The sequence below is a fragment of the Mesorhizobium sp. P2_B11 genome (genome assembly GCF_056404855.1).
In genome coordinates, this window is sequence record NZ_JBFUDF010000003.1 from 419,116 (window position 1) to 432,249 (window position 13,134).

The 13,134-nt window shown below is 63.1% G+C and carries 15 protein-coding genes; 8 read left to right on the plus strand and 7 right to left on the minus strand.

Going from position 1 to position 13,134, the window contains the following annotated elements; translation table 11 throughout:
• Positions 1-94 precede the first annotated feature (94 nt).
• Positions 95-748, plus strand: a complete 654-nt coding sequence (locus tag AC1DYJ_RS10575; protein ID WP_477280574.1) for a TetR/AcrR family transcriptional regulator — start codon at positions 95-97, stop codon at positions 746-748.
• A gap of 24 nt (positions 749-772) precedes the next feature.
• Positions 773-1,792: a ketol-acid reductoisomerase gene (gene ilvC / locus AC1DYJ_RS10580; protein WP_112394672.1), complete on the plus strand. Its 1,020-nt coding sequence runs from the start codon at positions 773-775 to the stop codon at positions 1,790-1,792.
• Between the two features lie 77 nt (positions 1,793-1,869).
• Here ilvC and AC1DYJ_RS10585 read toward each other — a convergent pair whose 3' ends face one another.
• On the minus strand, positions 1,870-2,154 hold the full coding sequence (locus tag AC1DYJ_RS10585; protein WP_477280575.1) for a PilZ domain-containing protein: 285 nt from the start codon (positions 2,152-2,154) through the stop codon (positions 1,870-1,872).
• Positions 2,155-2,322: 168 nt separating this feature from the next.
• Positions 2,323-2,934, minus strand: coding sequence for a BA14K family protein (locus tag AC1DYJ_RS10590; protein ID WP_477280576.1), 612 nt, complete (start codon positions 2,932-2,934; stop codon positions 2,323-2,325).
• Between the two features lie 167 nt (positions 2,935-3,101).
• Here AC1DYJ_RS10590 and AC1DYJ_RS10595 point away from each other — a divergent pair, with 167 nt between their 5' ends.
• From AC1DYJ_RS10595 to AC1DYJ_RS10605, 3 genes are read left to right on the plus strand one after another with little or no spacing between them, the layout of a single operon-like run.
• Positions 3,102-4,214 carry an endonuclease/exonuclease/phosphatase family protein gene (locus tag AC1DYJ_RS10595; RefSeq protein ID WP_477280577.1) on the plus strand — a complete coding sequence of 371 codons (1,113 nt, stop codon included), beginning with the start codon at positions 3,102-3,104 and terminating at the stop codon, positions 4,212-4,214.
• A gap of 14 nt (positions 4,215-4,228) precedes the next feature.
• Positions 4,229-4,957, plus strand: coding sequence for an NUDIX hydrolase (locus AC1DYJ_RS10600; RefSeq protein WP_477280578.1), 729 nt, complete (start codon positions 4,229-4,231; stop codon positions 4,955-4,957).
• A gap of 57 nt (positions 4,958-5,014) precedes the next feature.
• Complete coding sequence (locus AC1DYJ_RS10605; protein WP_477280579.1) at positions 5,015-6,283, plus strand: hypothetical protein; 1,269 nt, start codon at positions 5,015-5,017, stop codon at positions 6,281-6,283.
• 57 nt (positions 6,284-6,340) lie between these two features.
• Here AC1DYJ_RS10605 and AC1DYJ_RS10610 read toward each other — a convergent pair whose 3' ends face one another.
• Positions 6,341-7,444: a 1-aminocyclopropane-1-carboxylate deaminase gene (locus AC1DYJ_RS10610; protein WP_477280580.1), complete on the minus strand. Its 1,104-nt coding sequence runs from the start codon at positions 7,442-7,444 to the stop codon at positions 6,341-6,343.
• A gap of 146 nt (positions 7,445-7,590) precedes the next feature.
• Here AC1DYJ_RS10610 and AC1DYJ_RS10615 point away from each other — a divergent pair, with 146 nt between their 5' ends.
• Positions 7,591-8,067 (plus strand): Lrp/AsnC family transcriptional regulator, encoded by a 477-nt coding sequence (locus AC1DYJ_RS10615; protein ID WP_477280581.1) that lies wholly within the window; start codon positions 7,591-7,593, stop codon positions 8,065-8,067.
• A 6-nt stretch (positions 8,068-8,073) separates the two neighbouring features.
• Here AC1DYJ_RS10615 and AC1DYJ_RS10620 read toward each other — a convergent pair whose 3' ends face one another.
• From AC1DYJ_RS10620 to AC1DYJ_RS10635, 4 genes are all read right to left on the minus strand, one after another.
• A complete protein-coding gene (locus AC1DYJ_RS10620) occupies positions 8,074-8,316 on the minus strand; it encodes a hypothetical protein (protein WP_477280582.1) in 243 nt (80 codons plus the stop codon).
• A 97-nt stretch (positions 8,317-8,413) separates the two neighbouring features.
• Complete coding sequence (locus tag AC1DYJ_RS10625; RefSeq protein ID WP_477280583.1) at positions 8,414-9,631, minus strand: ABC transporter permease; 1,218 nt, start codon at positions 9,629-9,631, stop codon at positions 8,414-8,416.
• Positions 9,628-10,338 carry an ABC transporter ATP-binding protein gene (locus AC1DYJ_RS10630; RefSeq protein WP_477280584.1) on the minus strand — a complete coding sequence of 237 codons (711 nt, stop codon included), beginning with the start codon at positions 10,336-10,338 and terminating at the stop codon, positions 9,628-9,630. Before AC1DYJ_RS10630 ends, AC1DYJ_RS10625 begins: the two co-directional genes overlap by 4 nt.
• 4 nt (positions 10,339-10,342) lie before the next feature.
• Complete coding sequence (locus tag AC1DYJ_RS10635; protein WP_477280585.1) at positions 10,343-11,632, minus strand: efflux RND transporter periplasmic adaptor subunit; 1,290 nt, start codon at positions 11,630-11,632, stop codon at positions 10,343-10,345.
• A 113-nt stretch (positions 11,633-11,745) separates the two neighbouring features.
• Here AC1DYJ_RS10635 and AC1DYJ_RS10640 point away from each other — a divergent pair, with 113 nt between their 5' ends.
• Both AC1DYJ_RS10640 and AC1DYJ_RS10645 read left to right on the plus strand, forming a co-directional pair.
• A complete protein-coding gene (locus AC1DYJ_RS10640; protein ID WP_477280586.1) occupies positions 11,746-12,654 on the plus strand; it encodes a PhzF family phenazine biosynthesis protein in 909 nt (302 codons plus the stop codon).
• Positions 12,655-12,781: 127 nt separating this feature from the next.
• Positions 12,782-13,012, plus strand: coding sequence for a hypothetical protein (locus AC1DYJ_RS10645; RefSeq protein ID WP_477280587.1), 231 nt, complete (start codon positions 12,782-12,784; stop codon positions 13,010-13,012).
• The last annotated feature ends 122 nt before the right edge of the window (positions 13,013-13,134 follow it).

The following is a 13,134-nucleotide window of genomic DNA, read 5'->3' on the forward strand; positions in this document are numbered from 1 at the left end:
AAGGCTGAGCGCAATACGGCATAGAAGCGGCGAACCGTAACGTACGGTACGGCACGCCGCGTTTGCTGGCCTGCCTGCCGGCCGAGGGAAGAGCGTGTTGCACATCGTACCCGACATCGACACCAGCGCGACGCTGACGGAGCGGCAGAAGGCCGTTCTCGACGCAGCGTTGCGGCTGCTGGTCGAGGAGGGCGACAACCTGACGATGACGGCGGTTGCGCGCCGTGCCAGCTGCTCCAAGGAAACGCTCTACAAATGGTTCGGCGACCGCGACGGTTTGCTGACGGCGACCGTGCAATGGCAGGCATCGAAAGTGCGCGTGGTGCCGGTCGACGGCGAAAAACTCGATCTTGCCTCGCTGACGGCTAGCCTTGAAGGCTTTGCCTCGGACTGGCTGAAGGTGATTTCGAGCGACACGTCGATTGCGCTGAACCGCGTCGCGGTCGGCCATGCCGGTTCCGGCAAGGACGACCTCGGCGCCATCGTGCTCGAGAATGGCCGCTTTGCGCTGGCCAGGCGCCTGAAGCCGGTGCTTATGGCCGGCAAGCAGGCCGGGCTGCTCGATTTTGCGGATGCCGAAACGGCGTTCCGCAGCTTTTTCGGGCTGGTCGCCCGCGACGTGCAGATCCGTCTCTTGCTCGGCGACCGGCTGGAATTGACTGAAGCGACGATCGGCGGCGATGCCGTCCGGGCAACGCAACAGTTTCTCGCTCTTTTCGGAGCAAAAACCGGGCCGCAAGGCCTCTGATCTTCAAAACGGGAAGGAAGTAAAATGCGCGTCTATTACGATCGTGATGCCGATCTCAACCTGATCAAGGGCAAGAAGGTCGCCATCATCGGCTATGGCAGCCAGGGCCGGGCGCATGCGCTCAACCTCAAGGATTCCGGCGCCAAGGAAATCGCCATCGGCCTCAAGGCGGGCTCGGCGACCGCCAAGAAGGTCGAGGCCGACGGCCTCAAGGTGATGAGCGTGGCGGATGCCGCCAAATGGGCCGACCTGATGATGATGGCGACGCCCGACGAATTGCAGGCCGACATCTACAAAAACGAGATCGCGCCGAACATCCGCGACGGGGCGGCGATCGCGTTCGCGCACGGCCTCAACGTGCATTTCGGCCTGATCGAGCCGAAGGCTTCGGTCGACGTCGTCATGATTGCGCCCAAAGGTCCCGGCCACACGGTGCGCGGCGAATACCAGAAGGGCGGCGGCGTGCCGTGTCTGGTCGCCGTCAACCAGGACGCTTCGGGCAATGCGCTCGATCTCGCTCTGTCCTACGCCTGCGGCGTCGGCGGCGGCCGTTCGGGCATCATCGAGACCAATTTCCGCGAGGAATGCGAGACCGATCTGTTCGGTGAGCAGGTTGTGCTCTGCGGCGGCCTGGTCGAGCTGATCCGCGCCGGCTTCGAGACGCTGGTGGAAGCCGGCTATGCTCCGGAAATGGCCTATTTCGAGTGCCTGCACGAGGTCAAGCTGATCGTCGACCTGATCTATGAAGGCGGCATCGCCAACATGAACTACTCGATCTCGAACACCGCCGAATGGGGCGAGTACGTCTCGGGCCCGCGCATCATCACCGCCGAGACCAAGGCCGAGATGAAGCGCGTGCTGAAGGACATCCAGACCGGCAAGTTCACTTCGGAATGGATGCAGGAATACCGCGCCGGCATGTCGCGCTTCAAGGGCATCCGCCGCAACAATGACAGCCACCAGATCGAGGAAGTCGGCGCCAAGCTGCGCGCGATGATGCCGTGGATCTCGAAGAACAAGCTGGTCGACAAGGCGAAGAACTGATCCGCAATTTCAGGATTGCGACAAAGCCGGCGGAGCGATCCGCCGGCTTTTTCATGCCAGTTTATTGATCAGGATGCTCAGCCGTAGTGCCAGTGCGGCTTGGGCTCGGTGCCGGTGAACTCGACGCCGATGCGGTCGTCGCGGCGCCAGCGCACGATGGCCTTGTAGCCGATGCCGTCGACCGGCACATAGAGCAGGAATTCGTCCGGCACGCGCGCATCGATCGGCACTTTCAGCTCGGCGCCGCCTGGATGCATGTTGCGCACCGTGCACTTGACCTCGGAATTGGTGAGGCCGAGCAGAATCGTCGCGCCTTTCAGCACGCGCTGCCGGTGTTTGTTTCTCAATTCATTCTCGGCCATGACGGCACGTCCTACGCAACCGAATCGTCGCGATCGTCAGATGGGGCCCCGCATCATGGATAGACCGAGCCGATAAACATATGGTTAGCGGCGGTCGTCTCCAGCCCTGTTTCCCAAATGGAAACGGCGCCGCGATGGGCGGCGCCGTCATGCATTATCGCTTATAGTTCAGCTATAGGGCGACCAGCATTGCTGGCGCGGGCCATTGTAGGGCTGGAACGTGTTGTCCCAAGACCGGTAAGACCGGTAGCGGTCGTAGCACCACTGGACATGGGCGCTGGAAAGACGCTGCGTGCGGTAGTAGCGGCGGGGCGCCGGCTGCACGTAGTAGCCGTCATTGTAGTAGCCGTTGTTGTAATAGCCGTTGTTGTAGATGCTGCCGAGGCCGAGTCCCAGGCCGAGGCCGAGAACCGCGGCGGCGCCGGTATCAAAATCGCGGCCGTGGCGATGGCGATGATGACGCCAGCGCCAGTTGTCGCCGCCATTCCAATTGCCGCCATTCCAGTTTCCGTTGCCGTTCCAGTTGCCATTGTCCCAGTTGCGCGACCGGGAAAAGCGGCGGCCTTCATGGCGGCGCCACTGCCAATCGTTGATTGAGTTGCGGTCATTGTTGCCCGCCCAGCCGTCGCGAACCGGCGTGATGTCAGGCAACGCGGTGCTTGCCGGCACCGACAGGTTTGGCTGGGGGATCGGGCCGGCGGCGGAGGGCGCCGTGAGGCCCGAGACGAGACCGAGCGCTATCAGCCCGGATTTGACGGTGGAAGAAAAGAGCGAGTTCATTGCACTCTCCAAGCGATACAGGCCCCACGCCCAGAATACCCCAGGGAAGAAGCCTGATGATGGGACTTTTCATCTGAACGGAGGATGAACGGAAAGGTTCCATCAACCCTGGCGAGCAAGGGCGAAGCCCTTGTTTTCGACACCGCTTGCAGGCAAAGGTCACGGCCATGTCGCTGCGCCTCGCCACGTTCAATGTCGAAAACCTGATGAACAGGTTCGATTTCTCCGGCTACCGCAACCAGCTCAACGAAGACCGCACGCTGGCGCTTTTCGACATCCAGAGCGAGGCCGAATACAGGATGCTGGAGCAGGCGCGTGCCATCGCGCAGTCCGACGACACGCGTCAGCTGACGGCGCTCGCCATTGCCGCCACCCGCGCGGACATCATCTGCATGCAGGAGGTCGACAATATCGAGGCGCTGAAGGCCTTCGAGTATGGCTATCTCTTCAAGATGGTGGGCGAGGGCTACCGGCAGAAATACACCACCGCCGGCAATGATTCGCGCGGCATCGACGTTGCCGTGATGATGCGCAGCGAGACCGCACAAGGGCAGCCCATCGAATTCGTGCGCATGACCAGCCATGCCTATGTCACCTTCGAGCAGTTCGGCCTGTTCACGCCCGAACTGGCCGAACTCGGGCATCAGGCCAATGAGCGCATCTTCCGGCGCGATTGCCTGGAGGTCGACGTCAAGATCGGCGGCGTGCCGCTGACGCTTTATCTCGTGCATTTCAAGTCGATGGGTTCGCCGCGCAACGGGCTCGACGGGCGCGAGGCGACGATGCCGCTGCGCGTCGCCGAGGCGCAGGCAGTGCGCCGTATCATCGAGGAGCGCTTCAGCAAGGACCATGCCGCCGACAAGCGCTGGGCGATCTGCGGCGACATGAACGACTACCGGCAGCGGGTGAAGATCGAGGGCGACGCCGTCAACGGCTACCGCTTCCAGGTGATCGACGAGAGCCTGTCCTGCCTCAATGTGCTGACCGCCGGCGGCTTTTGCGAGAATGTCGTCGAGCGCCGGCCGGAGATGGACCGCTGGAGTTTCTATCACACGCGCGGGCCGCAGGAGCGGCATCTGTGCCAGCTCGACTACATCCTGTTGTCGAAAGGGCTGGCGGCGAAGAACGCGACCGCCGTTCCCGACATCATCCGCAACGGCCAGCCCTGGCGCACCATCTTTCCGGCGGGACAGGCGGTGGAGCGTTTTCCGCGTGCCGGCTGGGACCGGCCGAAGGCATCGGACCATTGTCCGGTGGCGATCACCCTGGACATGGCCTGAGTGGGGGTCTGAGCGTGAGTTTCGACCTGCCGCGCAACGTCATCCTGCCGGTCGACGAGATCGACGTGCGGCTCGACCCGGGACCGCATCCGTTCGAGCGCGACAATGCGCAGGTCATCGCAGAGAACTGGCAGCGAGAGACCGAAGCCAAGCCGGCGCTGTTCGATGGCACCGTCGTGCTTTTGTCGGCGCTCGCCTGGCGTGACAACCGGCTGGTCGGGCGCTGCCACGCGGTCAACTATTCGACCTTCATGCTGTGGCGCAAGAACCGGCAGGGAACCGGCGCCGAGCACGCCTATGGCCACGCCATGCTGGTCGCAGGCGACAATGCGCTGGTGGCGATCCGCATGGGCCCGCACACGGTGATGGCCGGGCGTGTCTATTTTGCCGCCGGCTCGTTCGAGCCGATCGATTTTCGCGACGGCCGCGTCGATGTCGATTTCAACATGATCCGCGAAGTGCGCGAGGAGACCGGGCTCGACCTGACGGGCGCCGCGCGGGGCAAACGCTACCACGCGCTGTCGACCGCTACCGGCACGGTCCTGTTCCGCCGCTACCACGTCGACGAGCCGGCCGATGAGATTGCCCGACGCATCAGCGCCTTCGTCGCCACCGAGGCCGAGCCGGAGATCGAGGGGCCGGTGATCATCCGCCATGCCGCCGATCTGCCCGACGGGCTGGCGCCGCATATGAAGCCGCTGGTCGAGTGGCATTTTTCCAACGATTCTTCCCAAATTCCGTGACTTGGAATTAACATCGCCCAGCGATGATGTCCGCGCGTTTTGGTCCGGGGGACACCTGTGCGGAAGCTTGTGCTGATCATGGTCGGGCTGGTCATGATGGCCGTCCTGTGGGCGACATTTACGACAGGCGGGCAAATCCTGACAGGCCGCTGGTCCTACACGGAAAAGGCCTACGTCGATCAAGGCACTTATTTTCGCCTCAAGGTCGACCTGACCTATCGAGGCGAGCCCCAACATTTCGATATCGTCGTCGGCTGCAACGTTGTTAGCATCGGCTACAAGGACGGCTCGGGCACGCGCGAGGTGGGGCTGGTGCCAACGGTCTATGGCCGACAAATGAGCGACGGCAAGGGACTTGTGGTGCGAGTGCCTGACGCTTGTCACGGCCAAACGACGGCGAAAGGCAACGTGCCGTCAGATTTCATGCCGGTGATGATCGTGTATGACGACGCCAACACCTTGGGTTTCGGCACCGCCTATATAGCCGAGGAAGCCTATGACAGTCCGCGTTCGCTGATGAAATTCGGCCAGGCATCAGTCGAAAAAGCGACACGAGCCGAGTTTGACGATTTCCGCACCAATGGTCAGCCCAATTTGGTGACACGAAACCAATATCATTCCGCACAGCCGAGAGGCATTGTCGAACAGATGGGGTTGAAGAAGATCTATCCGGGATTCGGAAGATCATGCTGGGCCTATAGTCGGACGCTTATTCCCGAAAAGTTCCGTGCCAATGTGCGAAAATACTGGCCTGCCGATCGACCGCAATACTGGATGATCCCAGATCGCAAGGCGAGGACTGAACTGCGCGAATCCTTCATCGGAGCTAATTTTTCGCGTGACGATGGTGTTGGGCTGACGGGAATAGGCCCCTGGATCAATTCTGAACGACCAAGTTATGGTGCCCTCCGTCGCAAGGGCAGCACGCCTAGTCCGCCCGGGATAGGTCAGCGTGTTATCGGGCCCCCGGCCTTCTACCCATTTACCAGCGATGTTTCGGGAGCCAGCTGGCCAACAGATCCAAATAGATGGAACGGCTATGCATCAAGCTTGTCGATGGTCAACATTCTGAACATTAGCGAGACCGTTCCGGAAGACAGGGGATTCGCGTATTGCTTTGAATTGCCGGATTTTTCTTCGAACGACGAAGCAATGCAGATCCTGGAAACGCGACCGGCTTCTTTTACGATCGGAAATCGAGCCGTCGAGGGCGCGCCAACAAACTGGAGCCGCTCGGCCGGGGCGACGAAGCCGATCTTTGAAGGCGATCAGTTCATCTATTATCACCAACAATTCTATCTTGAATCGACGAGGGGCGACGTCTGACAGTCGAGGCTTCTGGCCGCATCAGCTTGGCATTCAGCAGCGAGGACCCCTGACCTGTCAGGGAAACAGCGGCGGCAGCGTCTCCTGTGGCGCGCTTTGCCGAGGTTCTGAACTTGCTGCCAGTCGCGGCCGGGCCGGGGCGCCATCGTCCTTGTAGTAATAGCTGTAGCCGTTGATCGCCGGCGCGCCGCCGAGATGGGCGTAGAGAATTTTCGAGCCCTCGGGAAAGAAGCCTTTGCGAGTCAGATCGATCAGGCCCTGCATCGACTTTCCCTCATAGACCGGATCCGTGATCATGGCCTCGGTGCGGGCCGCCAGCCGGATCGCGTCGTTGGTTTCATCCGAGGGAACACCATAGGCCGGATAGGCATAGTCGGGGTTGATGACGATTTCGTCGTCGCGGACCGTGCGGCCGAGCCCGACGAGGGCGGCGGTGTCGTCGACGATGCGGCGTACCTGCGCGCGGGTCTGGTCGAGCGTGCCGGAGGCGTCGATGCCGATCACGCGGTCGGCGCGATCTTGCGCGGCGAAGCCGACGATCATGCCGGCCTGCGTCGACCCGGTGACAACGCAGACGATGATGTAGTCGAAGGTGAAGCCGAGCTCGGCCTCCTGGTTCGCCACCTCTTCGGCGAAGCCGACATAGCCCAGCCCGCCGAATTTGTGCACCGAGGCGCCGGCCGGGATGGGATAAGGCTTGCCGCCGGCGTCCTTCACCGACTGGATGGCGTCTTCCCAGCTCTTGCGGATGCCGATGTCGAAACCGTCATCGACCAGCCGGCTGTCGGCGCCCATCAGCCGCGTCAGCAGGATGTTTCCGACCCGGTCATAGACGGCGTCATAATGGGGCACCCATTTCTCCTGGATGACCACGCATTTCATGCCGATCTTGGCGGCCGTCGCTGCGACCATGCGCGTGTGGTTGGACTGGACGCCGCCGATCGACACCAGCGTGTCGGCGCCGGAGGCAATCGCGTCCGGCACGATGTATTCGAGCTTGCGCAATTTGTTGCCGCCCATGGCGAGCCCGGAATTGCAATCGTCGCGCTTGGCGTAGACCTGCACCTTCCCGCCCAGAGCCGCGCTCAGCCGCGGCAGATGCTCGATCGGCGTCGTGCCGAAGGTCAGGGGGTAGCGTTCGAATTTTGCCAGAAGTGACATCGATTTATCTCCGCCGTGGTCGTTTTCGCTCGGCGGAAGATAGGCGCAGTTGTGCGAAAGGTGCTCTCGAACTTGCGCCGAGGATTTTTGCAGGATTCACAAACAGGCGATATGATTGCTTGAACCATCCATGAAGGCTTATCAAAATGGAAGAATCTTCCACGCAAGCTCTTGACCGCATCGATATGAAAATCCTGCGCGCCCTTCAGGCCGAAGGGCGGCTGACCAATGCGGAGCTGGCGGCCCGCGTCAATGTCAGCGCCGCGACCTGCCACCGGCGTACGCAACGCCTTTTCGAGGAAGGCTACATCACCGGGGTGAGGGCGGAGATCGCGCCGGTTGCGGTCGGCCTTGGCGCGCTGGTCATGGTCGGCGTCGTTCTCGACCGATCGACACCGGAAAGTTTTGCTGCTTTCGAAGCGGCCGTGCTCGAGCTCAAGGAGGTGCTCGACTGCAATCTCGTCGCCGGCGACTTCGACTATCTCCTGAAGATCAGGGTCCGCGACATGGCGGATTTCAACAAGCTGCACGGACAGAAGCTGATCGCACTGCCGGGCGTGCGGCAAACAAGGACCTTCTTCGTCATGAAGGAGGTCAAGGAGAACGCACGGTTGCCGTTCTGACAGGCTTCAGCGCTTCGCCTTTTCCTGCGCCGCCTTGCGGTCGTTACGGGCGGCGACGACAAACAGGATGAGGCCGAGCCCAAGCAACCCACCCATCGCCATGCCCATCGTCTGGCCGACGACGCCCTGAAAATCGGCTGTGACGCGATCAGGATTGGCCATGCCGTAGCGGGCCAGATACCACCAGATGCCGGCAAGCGCGCCTTCGATGATCACCATCGCCAGAATCAATCGCGCCTTCTTGCTCATTGCCCATTCCTCGACCAGAGATGCACTGCCCTAGCATCGTGGACCGGACGATGACAGCGCTGCCGGCGTCGGCAAGCACCCAAGTTGTGGATAGCGCCTACTCGTGCCGCAGCGCGTCGATCGGGTCGAGCCTGGCGCCGCGCAGCGCCGGGAAGAAGCCGAACACCATGCCGATCAGCGCCGAAAAGCCGACGGCAAGCAGGATGACGGCCGGGCTCGGCGCAAACGGTATGGCCAGCGTCGCCGATGCGAGCCCGGCCAGCGCCAGGCCGATCAGGATGCCGATGATGCCGCCGAGCAACGACAGCACCGTTGCCTCGACCAGGAACTGGATCAATATGTGCTTTTCATGCGCGCCGATGGCGAGCCTGATGCCGATCTCGCGTGTGCGCTCGGTGACCGACACCAGCATGATGTTCATGATGCCGATGCCGCCGACCAGCAGGCTGACGCCGGCGACGGCGCCCAGCATGCCGGTCATGGTGGTGGTGGCGCTGGCCATGGCGTCGGCGATCTGGGTCATGTCGCGGATCGAGAAATCGTCCTCGCGGTCCGGCGTGATGCGGCGGGTGTCGCGCAAAATATCCTCGACGCGCGGCTGCAATTCGGTGGTCGGGGTGCGGTCGTCGGCGGCGACATAGATGTTGTCGATGTCGCGGTTGCCGGCGATGCGGCGCTGATAGGCGGCAAGCGGCATCAAGACGACATTGTCCTGGTCCTGGCCGAAGCCGGTATAGCCCTTGGGCTCGAGCAGGCCGATGATCTTGCAGGAGGTGCGGTTGACCCTGATGATCTCGCCCTCGGGCTCGCCGGCGCCGAAGAATTGCTGGCGCACCGTCTCGCCGATCAGGCAGACGCCGGTGCCGGAGCGCGTTTCGGAATCGCTGAACGGGCGGCCCGACACCAGCTTCCAGTCGCGGGCGTCGAGATAGGCGCTGTCGGTGCCAGTGACGCCGGAGGTCAGGCTCTCTGTGCCGAAGATGACGCGCACCTGCTTTTGCGAGGCCGGCGAAATCGCGCGCGCCCCGGTCAGATGCGCGACGAGGGCGGCAACATCCTTGTCGGCCAGCGGCCGCACCGCTTGGTCGAGCCCGCCCGGTCCGCCGGTGCCGGCAGGGCGGCCGGAACGGACGACGAGCAGGTTGGAGCCGAGCTTGGCAATGTCGGACTTGACCTTGGCCGTGGTGCCGGAGCCGATGGTCAGCATGGCGATGACGGCGGCGACGCCGATGACGATGCCGAGCAGCGTCAGGAAGGAGCGCAGCACATTGCGGCGGATGGAGCGCAGCGACAGGCGGACGGTTTCCCAGATCATTGCGCTACCTCGAGATTCTTTGAATCCGAGGCGACGTGGCCGTCGAGGAAGCGGATCGTGCGCTCGGCATAGTCGGCGACATCGGCCTCGTGGGTGACCATGGCGATGGTCAGGCCAAGCTCGCGGTTCAGCCGCGTCAACAGCTCCATGATCTCATGCGTGCGGGCGGTGTCGAGATTGCCGGTCGGCTCGTCGGCGACGAGCAGCGTCGGCCTGGTGACGATGGCGCGCGCGATCGCCACGCGCTGCTGCTGGCCGCCGGATAGTTCGGCCGGCGTGTGGTGCTCGCGCCCGACAAGGCCGACCTCCGCCAGCGCCTGCATGGCAAGTTCGCGGCGCTCGCGGGCAGGGGCGCCGCGATAGATCAGCGGCAGCTCGACATTCTCCGCCGCCGTGGTGCGCGGCAACAGATTGTAGCCCTGGAAGACGAAGCCGATGTAGAGATTGCGCAGCAGAGCGCGGCGGTTGCGGTCGAGCCGGCCGGCATCGATGCCCATGAAGGTGTAGGTTCCGGCGGTGGGTGTGTCGAGGCAGCCGATGATGTTCATCGCCGTCGACTTGCCTGAACCCGACGGACCCATGATGGCAACGAATTCGCCGCGCTGGATGGCAAGGTCGACGCCGGCCAGCGCATGCACCTTGGCTTCGCCCTGGCCATAGCTCTTCCAGACCGTGTCGAAGCCTATGAGGGTCGCGCCCGCGGCCACGGCGTCAGCTCCGCAGCTGCGAGGCTGTGATCACCTGAGCGCCTTCGTCGAGGCCGGAGGTGATCTCTGTGAGTTCACCGTCGGTGGAACCGATCTTGACGTTGACCGGATGCGGCCGGCCGTTCTCCAGCACATAGAGCGTGCGTGAGCCATCGGTGGGCGCCGCCACCTGCTGGCGGCGATTGCCGCCGGGACGGCCCATGCGGCCGGTAAACAGGTCGCTCAGGCTCCAGGCGCGGGCCGCCTGTTGCGCCGGGCGGTAGCGGAAGGCGGTGGACGGCACGGTGAGCACGCCCTTGGCTTGTTTGGTCACGACCGAAACCGTGGCGGTCATGCCGGGCCGCAGCAGCAGCTCATTGTTGTTGACCTCGAGCCGGGCGTTGTAGGTGACGACGCCGTCGGTGGTGAGAGAGGCAAAGGAGATGTCGCGGATCTCGGCATCGAATGGCCGCTCCGGAAAAGCGTCGACGGTGAAGCGCGCATGCTGTCCGGGCCTGACCGCGCCGATATCGGCCTCGTCGACCGCCGCCACCAGTTCCATGTTTCTGAGATCGGCGGCGATGATGAACAGCACCGGCGCCTGCAGCGAGGAGGCGACCGTCTGGCCGGGGTCGACCGAGCGCGTCAGCACGATGCCGTCGATCGGCGCATAGATCGTGCTCTTGGCAAGATCGGTCTGCTGCGCCTTGAGGTCGGCCTGGGCGATGGCGAGATTGGCCTCAGCACTATCGAGCGCCGCCTTGGAGCGGTCGCGCGTGGCGGTTGCGGCCTCAAGCGACTGGTCGGTCGCCATGCCGCGCTTGGTGAGCTCTGCAGCGCGCACCAGCGCTTTCTCGTTCTCGGCCAGCGTGACCGTGGCGTCCTCGACATTGGCGGCGGCGGCCTTGGCGGAGGCTTGGGCACGCTCGATCTGGACTTCGAGTTTCACCGTGTCGAGCGTCGCCAGGACGTCGCCCTTCTTGACCTGCTGGTTCTCCTCGGCCGAGACGGAGCGGATGATGCCGGACAGTTCGCTTGAAATGTCGACCTGGGTGAGGGGCTGCAGCGTGCCGGTCGCCGACACCGCGACGGTGAGGTCGGCGATTGTGGCCGGCGTGGTGGTGTAGTCGATCTTGGCGGGAGAACCGGCATACCATTGGTAGCCGGCGAGGCCGCCAACAACTGCGATCAGCGCCAGCAGCGCGTAGAGCCAGCCCCGGCGGCGCTTCTTGCGAACGCCGTTCTGGTCGAGCCCAAGTGCGGCCTCGATGGCGGAATCCGATTCCGTCTTTGGCAGATTGACAAGCTGGTCCACGCTGGACCCCTATGAAAGCGTAATGTCCCTATAGGTGGACAGATCAGGCTTACTGGTTCGAATATCAAATTAAATTTCGGCCATGTTCGGATTGAGGCGGAAGGTTTTCCAAGATGCAGACGCGCAACTACTTGCTTTACGACGTGTTTACGACCGACCGCCTGGCCGGCAATCCGCTGGCCGTCGTACTCGACAGCAAGGGGCTGGATACGGCGGCCATGCAGGCCATTGCGCGTGAGTTCAACCTGTCCGAATCGGTGTTCGTGCTGCCACCGGACAATCCAAAGCACCGCAACCGCATCCGCATTTTCACGCCCGACTATGAAATGCCGTTTGCCGGCCACCCGACGGTCGGCTCAGCGATCGCGCTCGCCGAACTGACGGGCGAGGGCGATGCGGGGATCTTCGTGCTGGAGGAAAACATCGGCCCGGTGCGCTGCGCCGTCAGCAAGCACGATGGCGCGACCTTTGCCGAATTCGACCTGGCGAAGCTGCCGGAGCCGCTGAAGCTCGAGGCCGATCCGCAAGCGATCGGCGCCGCCCTTGGCCTGGCGCCGCACGAGATCGGCTTCGAGAATCACCAGATATCGTTCTGGTCGGCAGGCGTGCCTTACGTCACCATCCCTGTCGCCAATCTGGAAGCGGCGGGTCGAATCAAGCTCGACAACCAGGCATGGTCGGAACTGGCGCCGCGCAAGAGCGAATGGGCCTTCGCCAGCCCGTATGTCTATTGCCGCCAGACGGTGAACCATGACAGCGCCTTCCATGTCCGCATGATCGTGCCGGGCACGCCGTCCTATGAAGACCCGGCGACCGGCTCGGCGGCGGCCGCCTTTGCCGGCGCCATCATGCAGTTCGACGCACCGACCGACGGCATTTCGCAGCTGTGGATCGAGCAAGGCCTGGAGATGGGCCGCCCGTCGCGAATCCGGCTCGAACTGACTGTGGATGGGGGGAAGCTGGCCTCCGCGCGCATTGGCGGCCATGCCATCAAGGTGGCGGAAGGCAAGCTGTTCGTCTGAACGCGCGCACTGGTCTGCGGGAGCCGGCGCGTTCGGGCGAGAGGGGACACAGATGGGTTGGGCGACAGGCTATATTGGGCGTCTGCAGGCGGGAGAGACGGTCCAGTTTCGTCCGCGCGGCGGTTCGATGAAAGGCAAGATCGAGAGCGGGCAACTCTGCACGGTCAAGCCGATAGAAGATGCGAGCCTGCTTGGCGTTGGTGACATCGTTCTGTGCCGCGTCGGCGGCGCTCAATATCTGCATCTGGTGAAGGCCATGAGAAACGGTCAGTTCCAGATCGGCAACAATCGCGGCGGCATCAACGGCTGGATAAGCGCGAATGCCATCTTCGGCATTCTGACCGACGTGGCCGACTGAAACCGCATCGAGGATGGCCATTCGCTGTTGGCGATCCTTCACCGCCCCCCTGTTGTCCTGCCGGACATCTCCCCCTCAAGGGGGGAGATTGGCTGTGACTCGGGTTTCGCCAACCTCAAACG

Bases quoted from the DNA above. Each gene is read 5' to 3' on its own strand.
- AC1DYJ_RS10645 (WP_477280587.1), top strand. From the start codon at position 12,782: ATGAAAGGCAAGATCGAGAGCGGGCAACTCTGCACGGTCAAGCCGATA.
- AC1DYJ_RS10610 (WP_477280580.1), bottom strand. From the start codon at position 7,444: ATGTCACTTCTGGCAAAATTCGAACGCTACCCCCTGACCTTCGGCACG.
- AC1DYJ_RS10620 (WP_477280582.1), bottom strand. From the start codon at position 8,316: ATGAGCAAGAAGGCGCGATTGATTCTGGCGATGGTGATCATCGAAGGC.
- AC1DYJ_RS10590 (WP_477280576.1), bottom strand. From the start codon at position 2,934: ATGAACTCGCTCTTTTCTTCCACCGTCAAATCCGGGCTGATAGCGCTC.
- AC1DYJ_RS10585 (WP_477280575.1), bottom strand. From the start codon at position 2,154: ATGGCCGAGAATGAATTGAGAAACAAACACCGGCAGCGCGTGCTGAAA.
- ilvC (WP_112394672.1), top strand. From the start codon at position 773: ATGCGCGTCTATTACGATCGTGATGCCGATCTCAACCTGATCAAGGGC.
- AC1DYJ_RS10595 (WP_477280577.1), top strand. From the start codon at position 3,102: ATGTCGCTGCGCCTCGCCACGTTCAATGTCGAAAACCTGATGAACAGG.
- AC1DYJ_RS10640 (WP_477280586.1), top strand. From the start codon at position 11,746: ATGCAGACGCGCAACTACTTGCTTTACGACGTGTTTACGACCGACCGC.
- AC1DYJ_RS10615 (WP_477280581.1), top strand. From the start codon at position 7,591: ATGGAAGAATCTTCCACGCAAGCTCTTGACCGCATCGATATGAAAATC.
- AC1DYJ_RS10625 (WP_477280583.1), bottom strand. From the start codon at position 9,631: ATGATCTGGGAAACCGTCCGCCTGTCGCTGCGCTCCATCCGCCGCAAT.